General features: G+C 75.8%; 12 protein-coding genes. 7 read left to right on the top strand and 5 right to left on the bottom strand.

Annotated elements, in window-relative coordinates:
• The first annotated feature begins 44 nt into the window (after positions 1-44).
• Positions 45-1058 carry a LacI family DNA-binding transcriptional regulator gene (locus tag ACFYVJ_RS04300; RefSeq protein ID WP_388886805.1) on the top strand — a complete coding sequence of 338 codons (1014 nt, stop codon included), beginning with the start codon at positions 45-47 and terminating at the stop codon, positions 1056-1058.
• Here the strand turns inward: ACFYVJ_RS04300 and ACFYVJ_RS04295 are convergent.
• Complete coding sequence (locus ACFYVJ_RS04295; RefSeq protein ID WP_388886482.1) at positions 1042-2196, bottom strand: NAD(P)-binding domain-containing protein; 1155 nt, start codon at positions 2194-2196, stop codon at positions 1042-1044. The two genes, ACFYVJ_RS04300 and ACFYVJ_RS04295, sit on opposite strands and share 17 nt — an antisense overlap.
• A 55-nt stretch (positions 2197-2251) precedes the next feature.
• Between ACFYVJ_RS04295 and ACFYVJ_RS04290 the strand changes: the two genes are divergently transcribed.
• The 5 genes from ACFYVJ_RS04290 to ACFYVJ_RS04270 all read left to right on the top strand — a co-directional run bounded on the left by ACFYVJ_RS04290 (position 2252) and on the right by ACFYVJ_RS04270 (position 9124).
• Complete coding sequence (locus ACFYVJ_RS04290; RefSeq protein WP_388886481.1) at positions 2252-2674, top strand: secondary thiamine-phosphate synthase enzyme YjbQ; 423 nt, start codon at positions 2252-2254, stop codon at positions 2672-2674.
• Between the two features lie 149 nt (positions 2675-2823).
• Entirely contained in the window at positions 2824-3879 is a 1056-nt protein-coding gene (locus ACFYVJ_RS04285) for an endonuclease/exonuclease/phosphatase family protein (RefSeq protein WP_388886479.1), read from the top strand.
• Between the two features lie 226 nt (positions 3880-4105).
• Entirely contained in the window at positions 4106-6352 is a 2247-nt protein-coding gene (locus ACFYVJ_RS04280) for a PEP/pyruvate-binding domain-containing protein (RefSeq protein WP_388886477.1), read from the top strand.
• A gap of 67 nt (positions 6353-6419) precedes the next feature.
• Positions 6420-7307 (top strand): hypothetical protein, encoded by an 888-nt coding sequence (locus ACFYVJ_RS04275; protein ID WP_388886475.1) that lies wholly within the window; start codon positions 6420-6422, stop codon positions 7305-7307.
• A 251-nt stretch (positions 7308-7558) separates the two neighbouring features.
• Positions 7559-9124: a DUF6851 domain-containing protein gene (locus ACFYVJ_RS04270; protein WP_388886473.1), complete on the top strand. Its 1566-nt coding sequence runs from the start codon at positions 7559-7561 to the stop codon at positions 9122-9124.
• Between the two features lie 113 nt (positions 9125-9237).
• Here the strand turns inward: ACFYVJ_RS04270 and ACFYVJ_RS04265 are convergent, their stop codons facing one another.
• The gene (locus tag ACFYVJ_RS04265) at positions 9238-9924 is read right to left on the bottom strand and encodes an HAD family hydrolase (protein ID WP_388886471.1); all 687 of its coding nucleotides are present in this window, start codon (positions 9922-9924) and stop codon (positions 9238-9240) included.
• A 62-nt stretch (positions 9925-9986) separates the two neighbouring features.
• Entirely contained in the window at positions 9987-10970 is a 984-nt protein-coding gene (locus ACFYVJ_RS04260; RefSeq protein ID WP_388886469.1) for a right-handed parallel beta-helix repeat-containing protein, read from the bottom strand.
• 205 nt (positions 10971-11175) lie between these two features.
• On the opposite strand from ACFYVJ_RS04260, the gene ACFYVJ_RS04255 reads away from it, so the two are divergent.
• Positions 11176-12222, top strand: a complete 1047-nt coding sequence (locus tag ACFYVJ_RS04255) for a lactonase family protein (RefSeq protein ID WP_388886467.1) — start codon at positions 11176-11178, stop codon at positions 12220-12222.
• A gap of 103 nt (positions 12223-12325) precedes the next feature.
• Here ACFYVJ_RS04255 and ACFYVJ_RS04250 read toward each other — a convergent pair whose 3' ends face one another.
• Together ACFYVJ_RS04250 and ACFYVJ_RS04245 are read right to left on the bottom strand one after the other, a co-directional pair.
• Complete coding sequence (locus ACFYVJ_RS04250; RefSeq protein WP_388886465.1) at positions 12326-13231, bottom strand: hypothetical protein; 906 nt, start codon at positions 13229-13231, stop codon at positions 12326-12328.
• 177 nt (positions 13232-13408) lie between these two features.
• Positions 13409-14401, bottom strand: a complete 993-nt coding sequence (locus ACFYVJ_RS04245) for an N-acetylglucosamine kinase (RefSeq protein WP_388886463.1) — start codon at positions 14399-14401, stop codon at positions 13409-13411.
• Positions 14402-14403 lie beyond the last annotated feature (2 nt).

Genomic DNA, 14403 nt, shown 5'->3' with positions numbered 1-14403 from the left:
CGTACGACCGGCTGGACGGCTGAAGGGGAACGCGCGTGGGGCGCATGGTGGGCATCAAGGACGTCGCGCGGCACGCGGGCGTCTCCGTCGGCACCGTGTCGAACGTCATCAACCGGCCCGACAGCGTGGCCGCGGCCACCCGCGAGCGGGTGCAGGCGGCCATCGACCGGCTCGGCTACGTGCGCAGCGAGTCCGCGCGGCAACTGCGCGCCGGACGCAGCCGCATCATCGCGCTGCTCGTCCTCGACATGACCAACCCGTTCTTCGTCGACGTCGCCACCGGCGCCGAGCGCGCCGCGCGCGAGGCGGGACTCGGCGTGATGCTGTGCAACAGCGCGCAGAGCCCCGCCGAGGAGGCCGAGTACCTGGGCCTCTTCGCCGAGCAGCGGGTGCGCGGCGTGCTCGTCACGCCCGCCGACACCAGCGGTCGGACCCTGGAGTCCTTCGGCCGGCACGGCATCCCGTACGTCTTCGTGGACCGCACCGTCGCCAGCGCCGACGCCTGCTCGGTCTCCCTGGACGACGTCCAGGGCGGCGTGCTCGCCGCCCGTCACCTGATCGGCGCAGGCCACGGCTCCCTGGTCTACGTCAGCGGCCCCATGCAGCTCCCGCAGTGCCAGGACCGCCACACCGGCGCCCTGGCCGCCCTCGCCGAGGAGGGGCTCGGGCCGGAGGCGCTGCTGCACGTCGAGACCGAGCAGATGGACGTCGCCGCGGGCCGCGACGCCGGGGCCCGGCTGCTGGGCATGTCGCCGCGTCCGTCGGCGGTCTTCTGCGCCAACGACCTCCTCGCCCTCGGCGTGCTCCAGACCCTCTTCGCGGCGGGCGTCTCGGTGCCCGGCGACATCGCGCTCGTCGGCTACGACGACATCGAGTTCGCCGCCGCGGCGGCGGTGCCCCTGACCTCGGTGCGGCAGCCGGCGCACCGGATGGGCCGGGAGGCCGCGGAACTGCTGATCGAGGAGACGGAACGGGGTGTGGAGGACCACGACCACCAGCGGATCGTGCTCCAGCCCGAGCTGGTGGTCCGCAGCTCCAGCCTCAGACAGCAGCGCTGACGGCGCCCGGCTCCGCGGGTACGGGCCCTGGGCCGGCGTCCGGGCCGGAATCCGGACGGGGCTCAGGGCCGGGCGTGTCGGCCACGAGGCGGGTCAGCTCGCGGACCGCCGCGCGGCCGGCGCGGTTGGCGCCGATGGTGCTCGCCGACGGGCCGTAGCCCACGAGGTGGATCCGCGGGTCCCGGGCCGCGCGGGTGCCCTCCATGCGGATGCCGCCGCCCGGCTCGCGGAGCCGCAGCGGCGCCAGGTGGTCGACGGCCGCGCGGAAGCCGGTGGCCCACAGGATCGCGTCCGCGCGGAAGACCGTCCCGTCCGCCCAGGCCACGCCGTCCGGCGTGATGCGCTCGAACATCGGCCGCCGCGCCAGCACGCCCGCTGCCTGCGCGGCCCGTACCTCGTCCGTCAGCGCCAGACCGGTCTCGCCGACCACGCTCTTCGGCGGCAGCCCGGCCCGTACCCGCTCGTCGACCCTGGCGACCACCGCGCGGCCCCAGTCCTCGGTGAACGGGCCCTCCCGCCACACCGGTGGCCGGCGGGTCACCCACGCGGTCTCCGCAGCGGTCCCCGTCAGCTCCAGCAGGTGCTGGGTGCCGGAGGCGCCGCCGCCGACGACCACGACGCGCTGCCCGGCGAAGTCCTGCGGGCCGCGGTACTGCGCCGTGTGGAGCTGCCGGCCGCGGAACGTCTCCTGGCCCGGGTAGCGCGGCCAGAACGGCCGGTCCCAGGTGCCCGTGGCGTTGACCAGCGCGCGCGCCGACCACGTGCCCGCGTCCGTGACCACCTGGAGCCGCCCGGCCTCCGCCCCGGCGCCCTCGCGCACCTCGGCGACGTTCACCGGCCGGCGCACCGGTAGCTCGAAAGCGCGTTCGTACGCGCCGAAGTACTCCGCGACGACCTCCGCGGCCGGCCGGGTCCCGTCCGCCTCCGCGGCGGCCAGCGGCATGCCCGGCAGGTCGTGCACGCGGTGCGCCTTGCCGTACGTCAGCGTGGGCCACCGGAACTGCCAGGCGCCGCCCGGCCCGGGGGAGTGGTCCAGGACCACGGAGTCCAGGCCCGCGCGGCGCAGGAAGTACGCCGCCGACAGCCCGGCCTGGCCCGAGCCGATCACCACCACCTGCGTCCGTACGATGCCGCTCATGTGTGCGCCAACGCCCGTGGCGGCACCGATCTTCCCCATGCGCGATGCTGGCCCCATGACCGACGTCTTCACGACCCACGCGCTCCGGATCACCACGGGGTCCGGCGAGTCCGTGCACGACCTCACCGCCGAGTGCGACGCCTTCCTGCGCGAGGCGGCCGACGGCCGCGACGGGCTGCTGAACGTGTTCGTCCCGCACGCCACCGCGGGCATCGCGATCATCGAGACGGGCGCGGGCAGCGACGACGACCTCCTCGCCGCGCTGCACGACCTGCTGCCCGCCGACGACCGCTGGAACCACCGGCACGGCAGCCCGGGACACGGCCGCGACCACGTGCTGCCCGCGCTGGTGCCGCCGCACGCCACGCTGCCGGTGATCGGCGGCCGGCTGGAGCTGGGCACCTGGCAGTCGGTGGTGCTGGTCGACACCAACCGCGACAACCCGCACCGCAGCGTACGGCTCTCGTTTCTCGGCTGACCGCGGTTCCCGCCCGGGGGCACGGCACGGAGGTCGTCTGGTGCTGATCCACTTCCGATGACACCATTCCCAGCGATCACCTGCGCTACATCTCTCCCATCTGCCGCGCGCCGCAAGGCTGTTCGCGGCCGAGAAGGAAGGACGCTCCCATGCTGCGACGCAGGGCTTACGCCGTCTTGCCGGCACTGCTGCTCACCGTGGCCGCCGCGGCGCCCGCCGCCGCCGGTCCCGCACCGGCGGAGACCCCTTCGGCGACCACCTCCGGCGCACCCGTCGGATTCCTGACGTACAACATCTGCGGCAACAGCCCCAGCACCGAGGACTGCTCCGCGACGCGCGAGGTGGAGAAGAGACGCGACGCGGTCGTCGCGCACGCCCGCGCGGGGAAGAGCGACTTCGTCTTCCTCCAGGAGGTCTGCTCGCAGCAGTTCGAGACGATAGGCCGGGCCCTGAAGGGGGACGGCTACGACGGGCACTTCGTCGAGACCTTCCAGCGGCCCGGCGTCTGCGACGTGAAGGGGCTGGACGGCACGGTCACCAAGGGCGTGTACGGCATCGCCGTCTACGCCAAGGGGCCGATCACCCCCGGCGAGGCCGTCACGATCGACCCCGACGACGACTACACCCGGAAGTACTCCGGCCCGGAAGCCTGGCACGCGGCGTGCGTCGAGGCGGAGATCCGGGGCCGGAAGACCCGCGGCTGCTCGGTCCACCTCTACCCGCAGTACGACGGCAAGCCGCCGGACATCAACGCCCGGCAGGCCGCCAACCTGGCCGCCGACCCGTGGCTGAACGCCGGCACCCCCGTGGTCCTGGGCGGCGACTTCAACCCGCTGCACCGCACGGACACGATCCCCGACCGCAACACCAGCCCGCGGTCCACCGACCTCGACCCGTTCTACCGGCCCGCGCTGGGCGGCACCGGCCGGCTCATGGAGGTCGACGAGACCGACGCGGCCCGCTTCGACGCCACCTGCAAGGCCGCCACGCCGCGGCCCCGCGCGTGCCGGTCGGGAGAGCCCACGCACGTCCGCCAGTCGGCGGAGGTGAAGGAGGCGAAGCTCGACTACGTCTTCGTGGACGAGGACCACTTCGGGAACGTCAGGGGCGACGCGCTGCCGCGCGACAGCGAGATCTCGGACCACTACGCCCTCGTGGGCTCCGCCACGGTCAGGCAGGACGACGACAACGACGAGCAGCGGTAGCCCGCGCGGCCGGGGTCCACTCGGGGACATCCCTGAGGAATACCTCCGGCCGCGCGCGGCATACTGATTCGTAAGCAACCCGGTCGAACCCGCCGGGTCGCCGCGGCGGTTCCCCGTTGAGACTGCCCCGCGACGGCCCGGCCGGCTCCCTCCGCTACCCGGGACCGAGTCGGGCGTGCGGCCCCCGCGAGGGTCGCGTGCACGAGGGGCGGAGGTGGAGCCGCTGATGGCGACCGAAGCGGAGCGGACGGCGGGCGCGGCGGACGCGCCGCCCGCGGAACGGGCGGCGCGCGCGGCGGATGCGGAAAGGCCGGCGCGCGGCGCGCGTACGGAACGGGCCGCGGGCGGGGCGTGGCCGGCGGTGCTCCCGCTGCACACAGGACATGCCCGGGACCCCGGCCGCGCCGGGGCCAAGGCCGCCGGCCTGGCCCGCGCCGCCGCCGCGGGACTGCCCGTCCTCCCGGGCTTCGTGCTCACCGACCCCGCTCTGGCCCCGGGCGCCCCCGCCGGGCCGGACGCGCTGCGCGCCGCCTGGCGGGACCTCTCCGAGGGCGGGCGGCGGCCGCTGATCGTACGGTCCTCCTCCGCGTACGAGGACGCCGCCGACTCCTCGATGGCCGGCTGGTTCGAGACCGTGCCGGACGCCCGCGGCTGGGACGACTTCGCCGCCGCCGTCCGCCGCGTCCTCGACTCCGCCGCCCGCGGGCTCGTCGGCCCCACCGCCGCGCACCGCGAGGCGCCGCTGCGCGCCGGGGCGCCCGGACGCATGGCCGTCCTGGTGCAGCCCATGCTGCGGGCCGCGGCCGGCGGGGTGATGTTCGGCGCCGACCCCGTCGCCGGACGGCACGACCGGCTGCTGGTCAGCGCCGTCGAGGGCGGCCCCGACACCCTCGTCGACGGCACCGCGCAGGGCGTCCGCTACCAGCTCACCCGGCGCGGCCGGCGCGTCGCCGTCGAGCCCGCGGAGCCGCCCGGCGCGGGGCTGCTCGGCCGCGAGCGGCTGGCCCGGCTGGCGTCGCTGGCCCGGCGCGCGGAGCGGGTCTTAGGCGGGCCGCAGGACGTCGAGTTCGGCTTCGACGCCGACGGGCGGCTGTGGCTCTTCCAGTCCCGGCCGATCACGGCGATGCCGCCGCGCCCGCCGCGTACCGCCCGGCTGCTGGGCCCCGGGCCGGTCGCCGAGACCTTCCCCGCGGTGCTCCAGCCGCTGGAGGAGGACCTGTGGGTCGCGCCCATGTCGCACGGCCTGACCGTTGCCCTCGACATCGCCGGCACCGCGCCGCGGCGGCACCTGCGCGCGCTGCCCGCCGTCACCACCGTCGACGGCCGGGCCGCCGCCGACCTGCGGCTGCTCGGCGCGGTCAAGTCGGCCCATCCGGTACGGGACTTCGTCAATCCGCTGCGCGGCGCCCGGCTGCTCGGCGCGGCCTGGCGCACGGGGCGGCTGCGCACCGCGCTGCCCGTGCTCGCGCTCGACCTGATGGCCGAGGTCGACGAGCAGCTCGCCGGGCTGCCCGAGCCGGCCGCGATGGTCAGCGGCAGGCTGCTCGACGCCGCGGGCTGGGGCCGTACCGTGCTCTCCGCGCTGCACGCCCAGGAGTCGCTGGCCGGTGCGCTGCCCGGCGCGGGCACCGGGGCCACCGCGGCGGGGGAGGCGCTGGCCGTGCTGGCGGAGGTGCCGCGGCAGGACGCGGCGTACGACGACGCCGGGTTGATCGCCCGGCACCCGGTGCTGCTGGCGCTGCTGCCCCCGGCGCTCGGCGCGGCGCCGGCGCTGCCCGTACGCACGCGGTGGAGCGGGGTGCCGCGCGGGGTGGGCGCGTTGCCGGTACGGGAGGGGCTGCGGCTGCGGATCCGGTGGGTGCAGGAGATGCAGAGCCGGGTCGTCGCGGAGCTGGCGGAGCGGCTGACGGCGGCGGGGGCGCTGGACGGGGCGGCGCGGGTGGCGCTGCTCCGGTGGCCGGAGTTGCTCGCGCTCGCGCACGGCGGTGGGCTGCCGCGGGACTTCGCGGAGCGGCGGCCGCGGCCGGAGCGGCTGGGGCTGCCCGCGGCGTTCCGGCTGGCCGGCGGGCGGCCGGTGGCGGAGCCGCGGGGTCCGGTGCGCGCCGGTTCTGCGGCGGGCGGCGGGCAGGGCGCCGGGGGCGGCAGCGGCGCGGGGGTGGCGTGGGACGGCGCGGGGGTGCGGCCGCGGGCCGCGGTGCTGGTGGTGCCCGTGCTCGACCCGGGCCTCGCGCCGCAGCTCGCCGGGCTCGCCGGGCTGGTCGCGGAGACCGGCAGCGCGCTGTCGCACCTGGCGGTGCTGGCCCGGGAGTTCGGGGTGCCGACGGCCGTGGGCGTACCGGGGGCGGTGGAGCGCTTCCCGCCGGGTACGGCGCTGGCGGTGGACGGCACGACGGGTGCGGTGACGGCCGCCGGGGGCGAGGCCCGTACCGGCGGCGACGCGGCCCACGGGGACAGCCGCGAGGCAGCGGCGTGACCGGCGGGCGCGGGTGCCCGGCCGGCCATGTACGGGACCGCACGGCGGGCGCGGCGGGGGAGGCGGCGTGAAGTACGCGGGCTACGTCTTCGGCGGGCTCTCCGGCGCCGCCGCCGGGGGCTACTTCGTGCTCTACCTCTACCGCTGGGAGTGGCAGCGTGCGCTCATCAGCGGCGTGCTGCTGCTGGCCGTCGAGGTGCTGCTCGTCGGCTTCGTGCTGCACGCCCGCGTCTCCCGGCTCCGCCGCGAGGTCGCGGAGGGACGCGACCGCACCGCGGAGATCCTGCGCGGCCTGGAGCGCATCAGGACCGAGCCGTCGCCGCGGTTCCGCTGGCTGGAGGCCGGGCGTCCGGACGGCACGCACCGCACGTACGTCTTCGTGCCCGTGCTGCTGGCCGCGGGGGCGGTGATGTCGGCCGCCGCCTGGGCGGTGCAGAAGCTCGCCTCCGCCACCGGCCGGCCCGCGGACCGCCGCACGGCCGCCCGCCTCGCCGGCCTGGCGGCGCCGCCAGGCGGCGTGGGGCGCGCGGAGCCGCTGGAGTCCCGCCCCCCGGTGCGGCGCCCGCCCCGGGTCCGTACCCTCGTCGTCGCCGTACTGGCCCTGGCCGCCCTGGTGTTCGGCCTCGGCCGGCTCGCGGACGCCACCCAGACCCGGCCGCAGGAGCGCCCCGCCGCGGTGGCGACGTCGGTCGTCTTCGAGGTCGCGGTGCGCGGCTCCGGCGACGCGGCGGCGGGCCGGATGGCCGCGCGTGACCTGTGGGAGAGCTGCCGCCGCGCGACCCGCGTGCCCGCGCACCACGCCCCGCTGAGCCGGCTGGAGGGCGACATCTGGGTGGGCAGCGTGCGCCCGGCGCTCGGCGACCACGACCGCATGCGGCTGCGCGGCTGTCTGGACGACGCCACCGCCGAGCGCACGACGGCGAAGGTTCTGGGCGACGGCCAAGTCGGCGGCTGAATACACGCGGGTGATTTCAGGAAACCGCCCCCCAGCTTCCGCTTTTCCCTCCCCGAATACCGGGGAAAGGTCGCGGTCAACTCCCTTGAAGGCTCCAATCCGAGTAGTGCGGACTACTCGGTCGCGCGGTGGCTCTCACGGCCGAACTCAGTAGCCTTTTCACGGGGATTCGTGCGGCCCGTACGCGCTTCGCATTTTCCCTCGAATTGACGGAAGCTTTAAAGAAACTTGAAAGAGGGAGGATGCGCAGCATGACGATCCGAAGACGCCCTCAAGCCCCCGGATCCGCGCCCCGGCGCAGGTCGGTGCTGCTCGGCGGGATCGGCGGCGCCTCGACCGCCGCCCTGGCCGCGCTGGGCCACAGCGGTTCCGCGACCGCCGCCGAGCCGGCCGGTCAGGCGCCGGCGGCGGCCGCCGACTTCGACTTCGACACGGGCAACTTCGTACGCGATCTGATCGCCACCTTCCGTCCCGCGGAGGACGTCTACGGTCCCATGGACGTGACCGTGCTCCACCGGTTCATCCATTTGTCGACCGCCGCCTGGTTCGACGCCATGGCGCCCTATCACCCGACGGCCGTGGGCGTTTACTCCCGTATCCGCCGCCGCCCTTCGAGCGAGTCCACCACCAACCGGAACAAGAACATCGCCGCGCTGTACGCCAATTACCGGGTGATCAAGGGCGTGGAGCCGGGCCGCGGCACGGCCTTCCGCGACCTCATGACCGCGATCGGTCTCGACCCCGACGACGAGTCGGAGAACCCGACCAGCCCCGTCGGCATCGGCAACCTGGCGGGCAAGGCCGTCCTGGCCCGTACCGCACACGACGGCATGAACCAGCTCGGCGACGTCGGCCGCACCTACAACGGCCGCCCGTACCAGGACTACACCGGCTACCGCCCGGCCAACTCCGCGTACGAGCTGACGAACCCCTCCCGCTGGCAGCCCAAGCACGGCACCCACAACCGCCGCCTCGCCGGGAACGCGGGCGACAAGGGGATCTTCACCGTCCAGTCGTTCGTCACCCCGCAGCAGCGCCTGGTCAGGGCGCACACCTTCCGCGACCCCGGCGCCTTCGGGCTCGCGCCGCCCGAGTTCAGCGACCACACCAGGCCCCGGGACTACAAGCGCTCCGTGGACGAGATCCTGGAGGCGTCGGCCGCCCTGACCGACGAGCAGAAGGTCAAGGCGGAGATCTTCGACAACAAGTTCCTCGGCGTCGGCATCTCCGTGGGCGCCGCGGCGCAGGCGCACGCCGAGCTGGACCTGGACGACCTCGTCCACCTGCTCTTCGGCAGCACCGTCGCGATCTACGACTCGCTCGTGGCGATCTGGCACTACAAGGCCACGTACGACGCCGTCCGGCCGTTCAGCGCCGTCCGGCACGTCTACGGCAGCCGCCGGGTCACCTCCTGGGGCGGCGTGGGCAAGGGCAGGGTGCGCGACATGCCGGCCGACGAGTGGACGAGCTACCTCAACGTCGGCGACCACCCCGAGTACCCCTCGGGATCCGGGGGCGTCTGCGCGGCCCAGGCGCAGGCGACGCGGCGGTTCTTCGACGACGACGTGCTGGACTGGACGTTCCGGGCACCGGCCGGGTCGACGATGGTCGAGCCGGGGGTCACCCCGGGCGCCGACCTGGCGGTGCACTGGGACACCTGGACGGAGTTCGTCAGGGACTGCGCGTACAGCCGGTTGTGGGGCGGCGTGCACTTCTCGAAGACCGCGGAGCGGTCCATCCCGTTCGGCGAGCAGTTCGGCGATCTGGCCTACGAGTTCGTGCAGCGGCACGTCAGGGGTGAGGTCGCGGAGGACTGACCGGCCCGGTCCGCCGGGACGCGGGGGAGCGGGGCGGTGCGCATCCACGGCACCGCCCCGTGCCCCGCCCGCGCGGCACGCCCGGCCCGTACGCACCGGGGCCCGGCCGCGGGTCACGACCCGCCCGTCACCCACGCGAACGCGCGCTCCGCCGAGAACTCCCGCTGCCCGCCCCGGAACACCAGCCCGGCGCCCGACGCGACGGCCTCGTCCGCCTGCTCCAGCAGATACGGCACCGCCACGCACCGCATCCCCGCCCGGCGCGCGGCCTCCCACCCCGGCGGCGCGTCCTCCACCACCGCGCAGTCCTCCGGCCGTACGCCCAGCCGCCGGGCCGCCTCCAGGAACACGTCGGGCTCCGGCTTGCCGCGCTCGACCTCCTCCGCCGAGACCAGCGTGGGGAACAGCCCGTCGAGCCCGGCCGCGGGCAGCACCGCCTCGATGGCGGTCCGGGAGGAGCCGGACGCGACGGCGATCGGGCACCCGGCCGTGCGCAGCATCTCGGCGAACGCCCGCATCTGCGGATACGCCTCGGTCGACGCCCGCGCCAGTTGCAGGTACGCGGCGTTCTTCTCCGCCATCAGCTCCGCCACCGGCGCCGCCAGCGCGTACCGCTCGCGCAGCGTGCGCATCGTCTCCAGGGTGCCGACGCCCAGGAAGCCGGCGTGCTCCTCCCAGGTGAAGCCGGTGACGCCGTGCTGTTCGAGAACACGGCGCCCGGCCTCGTAGTAGTTCGGTTCGCTGTCGACGAGGGTGCCGTCGAGGTCGAAGACGACGGCGGTGGTAGCGGTGGCGCTCATACGGCAAGCATGCCAAGCCCCGCACGAAGCGGACGCCCCGGGTCCGTCGGCGGTCGCAGCGGTCAGCCGGTGACCGGGATGCCGGGGTTGACCAGGCCGCGGCCGCCGCTGACGGTGTTGCTGCCGGAGACGGTCACGGGGCAGTTCTGCGCGTCGTAGTTGGTGACGTTGATGGCGTACCTGCCGGGGCCCGTCGCGCCGCCGAGGTCGGACTCGTTGCCGCGGAAGGTGGCGTTGCAGCCCCAGCCGTCCTGCACCTCGTGGGTCTGGTAGCCGTCGTTCGTCGTGCCCCGGCCGGTGTTGTCCGCCACCAGCACGTCGTTGCCCTTGATGTCGACCCACGAGTCGTCGTAGTTCGCGCCGGTCAGGCCGCTGCCGTCGAAGGTGTTGCCGATGATCCGGGCGCCGGTGGTGCCTTCCTTGATGTCGACGTTCTCGCCGCCGACGCCGGGGCCGATCGTGTTGCCCTCGATCAGGATGCGGTCGCTGCGGTCGCCGGTGCCGCCCGCGCTGCCGACGTAGACGCCCTCGCCCATGCCGCGGCCGTTCTGCCCGGTGTCGTGGATCCGTGAGTCGGTGATCGATCCGTCGGAGCTGGAGTTGCGGAAGTGCACGGCCTCCATGTCCAGGTCGTGCACGGTGACGGAGGCGATGTCCACGTGGCCCGCGGCGTCCATCACGATGCCCTTCTGGCCGCCGGTGACCGTGAAACCGGTCAGGTTCCAGTACGAGGCGCCGTCCAGGTGCAGCCCGTAGCCGCCGCCGGCGACCAGCACGGCGCCGGCGGAGCCGGTGAGGGTGGCGGGCGCGGAGCCGCTGCCGGAGGCGGTGATGTCGAAGTTGCCGCGGTACGTGCCGTCCGCCATGCGGATCGTGTCGCCGGGTCCCGCGGCGGCGAGGGCCGCCTCCAACTCGTCGGCCGTGGACACGTCGATCACCTCGGCGGCGTCCCCGGGCCGGGCGGCGGCCGCCGCCTGGAAGCCGGCCAGGAGGGCGGCGGCGGACACCAGGGCGGCCGCGATACGGGTGCTGTGCGCTCCGTGCATGCTGAGTCTCCTCGGGTGGGGGGTGATCTCACGGTGCGCGGCCCCTGCGCGGACCACATTGTGCTGCACAACCACCCGATGCGGTACGGGCCTGGCAGGCAGGACCGGGCCGGGAAGCGGGCGTGCGGGAGACCGCCGGACGGCCGGGAGATCGTCGGGTAGGGTCGCCCGGACCGGCTCCGGACCTGCTGGAAGGGGAAAACGCATGGGTGAATCGGTTCTGCGGGCTTGTGTCGGCTCGTTCTCCAGTGGCGGCGGCGCCGGGATCACCGTCGCCGACATCGACCCCGGCACGGGCGCCCTCACCCCGCGGCACTCGACCGACGCCCTGCGCGACCCCTCCTTCCTCGCCGTCGCCGACGGCGGCCTGCTGTACGCGGTGAGCGAGACCGAGGGCGGCAGCGTGGCCGCGTTCCGGCTCGCCGACGACAAGCCCGAGCCCGCCGGCGACCCCGTACCCGTCAGCGGCGACCACCCCACCCACCTCGCGCTCGCCGGCGGCCACGTCCTCACCGCCAACTACACCTCGGGCAGCTTCAGTACGGTGACCGTCAACCGCGACGGCACCCTCGCCGGCCCCGCCGCGCTGCTCCAGCACGAGGGCAGCGGCCCGGTCGCCGGGCGGCAGGAGGGCCCGCACGCCCACCAGGTGGTCCCCGACCCGACCGGCCGCTGGGTTCTCGGCGTCGACCTCGGCACCGACTCCGTCCTCGTCTGCGCCCTCGACGCCGACCGCGGCGCCCTGCGGCTGAACCACGAGGTGCCGCTGCGTCCCGGCACCGGCCCGCGCCACCTGGCCTTCCACCCGGAAGGACACCGCGTCTACGTCGCCTGCGAGCTGGAGCCCGTCGTCACCGTCTGCTCCTGGGACGCCGCCACCGGCACCCTCGAACCGCTCGCCGAGGCACCGCTGCTGACGGACGAGACGGCCGCGGCGGACGAGACCCCGTACGCCTCCGGCATCGCCGTCTCCCCGGACGGCCGCTTCTGCTGGACCGCCGTCCGCGGTCCCGACGTCGTCGCCACCCTCGCGCTCGGCGACGACGGCGGCGTCCGCGACCTCGTCTCGAACGTCCCCTGCGGCGGCACCTGGCCGCGGGACCTCGCGATCGACCCGGAGGGCCGGCACCTGTACGCGGCCAACGAGCGCTCCGGGGACGTCACCTGGTTCGACATCGACGCAGATAGCGGTACGCCGAGGCGCTCCGGCTCGGCCGCGCTGCCGGCGGCGTCGTGCGTCGTGTTCGCCTGACCCGGGCGCACGGGCCGGCCCGTACTCCGGGTGCGGGGAAGCGACCTTGAAAACAGCGGAGCCGCCGGCGCACGCCGGCGGCTTCCGATGTCCTGCGGCTGCGTCAGCGCAGCGGGGACCCGGCGGGCTGCGGCGCGATGCCCAGCGTCGTCGTGTACTGCGTCAGCGCCAGTTGCCCCACCGACGGGTACGGGCCCAGCGGCTCCGCCGCCTCGCAGGCCGCCTCCTCCGCCGCGGCGGCCAGCATCCCCGCGGGCAGCTCGGGGCCCAGCGCGTACGGCGCGAGCGCGAGCCGCGCGGAACCCGAACTCCGCAGCGACTCCGCGACCTTGGCCACCGCGCCCGGCCGGTCCAGCGCCGCCGCCATCACCGGCACCGCCAGCCGCGCCGAGAGCAGCATGCCCGTCACGCCCGCCGCCTGCACGGCCTCCTCGCCGCCCACGGCGCCGAGGATGATGCCGTCCGCGGCGGTCGCGACCGTGAACAGCCGCGCGCGGTCCGCGCGGGCCAGGCCCGCCTCGGAAAGACGCACGTGCAGGGCCTCGGCGAGCAGCGGGTGCGGCCCGAGGACGTCGGTGAGCTCGACCGCCGTCCCGCTCGTCGTGATCGCGTCGCGCAGCCGGTCCAGCAGCACCGGGTCCGGGCCCGCGAGCAGTGGCACCACGACGGCCACCGGCACGTCCTCCGCCACCTCCAGCGTCCCGGCCTCGGCGAGCGCCGCGCGCTGCGCCGCGGCCTGCGCGAGCACCGCCGCCAGCGGCGGGAACTCCTCGTTCTCGCCCTGGACGTAGGCAACCCGGCCGTCGAGCCCCGGAAGGTCGGAGCGGGCGATGCTGAGCACCTCCTCCGCCAGGCCGCGAATCTCCGCGGACGGTGCCCCGGGCACGGCCAGGACCAGCGCCGGCGCGCCCTCGGGCGCGCTCGGCCGCTCCGGCTTGCGGTGCCGCCCCGGCTGTCGGCGGGGCATACGTACGGGCAGACCGGCTGCGTGTCCATCGGCAGAGCTCATGGCGCCGCATGCTAACGCCTCCGTGCGGTCCGCCACATGCCCGGGGTCGCCATTCGCCCGCGGGCGTGACCGCGGGAGCACACCGGCGGACAGGCGGTGACGGCTCTCGTACGGATCGTCCCCGCGCCGTTACGCGCGGTCCCCGCGCCGGCGCCGCCCGCCGCCAGGGAAGGCGGCCTACCAGACGTCGAGCATGCCCCGCTCCACCGGCAGCAGCAGCTCGTCGGCCGCCAGCGCGGCGGCGATCCGCAGCGACCCCGCCAGCGGCGTCGCCGCCGCGGTCGACACCCGGGCGCGCGGGAGCCGTACCGCAAGCTCCGCGCGCAGCGGCGCGAGCAGCGGCTCCCCGATCCCGAAGAGCCCGCCCGTGAGCGCGACCGCGCTGCCCGGGTCCGCGGGGCAGACCGCGACGGCCGCGGCGGCGATGTGCTCGCCCGCCTCGGCGAGGATCGCGGCGGCGACCGGGTCGTGCGGCGCGCAGCGGGCGACCTCCGGGGCGAACGAGGCCAGCACCGCCGGGCGGTCGGGCCGCGGGTACAGCATGCCCGGCATCTGCGTACCGGTGCCGAACACCGTCTCCATCCGGGCCAGCAGCGCCGCGGAGCCCCCGCGGCGGCCGTCGAACGCCCGCATCGCCGCCTCCAGACCCGCCCGCCCGATCCACGCGCCGCCCCCGCAGTCGCCGAGCAGGTGCCCCCAGCCGTCAGCCCGCCGCCACCCCGCCGCGTCGAGCCCGGTGCCGACCGCGATCATGCCCGTGCCGGCGGCGACGACGGCGCCGGGGTGCTGCCCGACGGCGCCCGCGTACGCGGTGACGCCGTCGGCGGCGAGCGCCAGGTGCCCTGCGCCGAGGGCGTCCGCCAGGGCGTGCGGCAGCCGGGCGCGCAGATCGGCGCCGAGGCTGGCCATGCCGGCGGCGCCGACGCACACGGCGGCGAACGACTCGGCGCCTGCCGCGTCCAGCAGCCGGTGCGCGGCGGGCAGCAGCTTGCCGAGCAGGTCGTCGGCGTCGATGCCGTTGTCCCCGGTGGCGACGGGGCCCGCGGTCTCCACCGCGGCGTCGCTCTCCGCCGGGTCGCCGCCGTCCGCGGGCACGGCCGCCGCGGCGATGCGCAGCCCGGAGCCGCCGGAGTCGATGCCGAGCACCCATCGGGCCGTTGCGCTGGTCATGG

The sequence above is a fragment of the Streptomyces sp. NPDC004134 genome, from assembly GCF_042874195.1.
In the GTDB taxonomy this organism is placed as follows: Bacteria; Actinomycetota; Actinomycetes; order Streptomycetales; family Streptomycetaceae; genus Streptomyces.
Note: the sequence above shows the minus strand (reverse complement) of the source record. Positions and strands in the feature narration are given on the sequence as shown.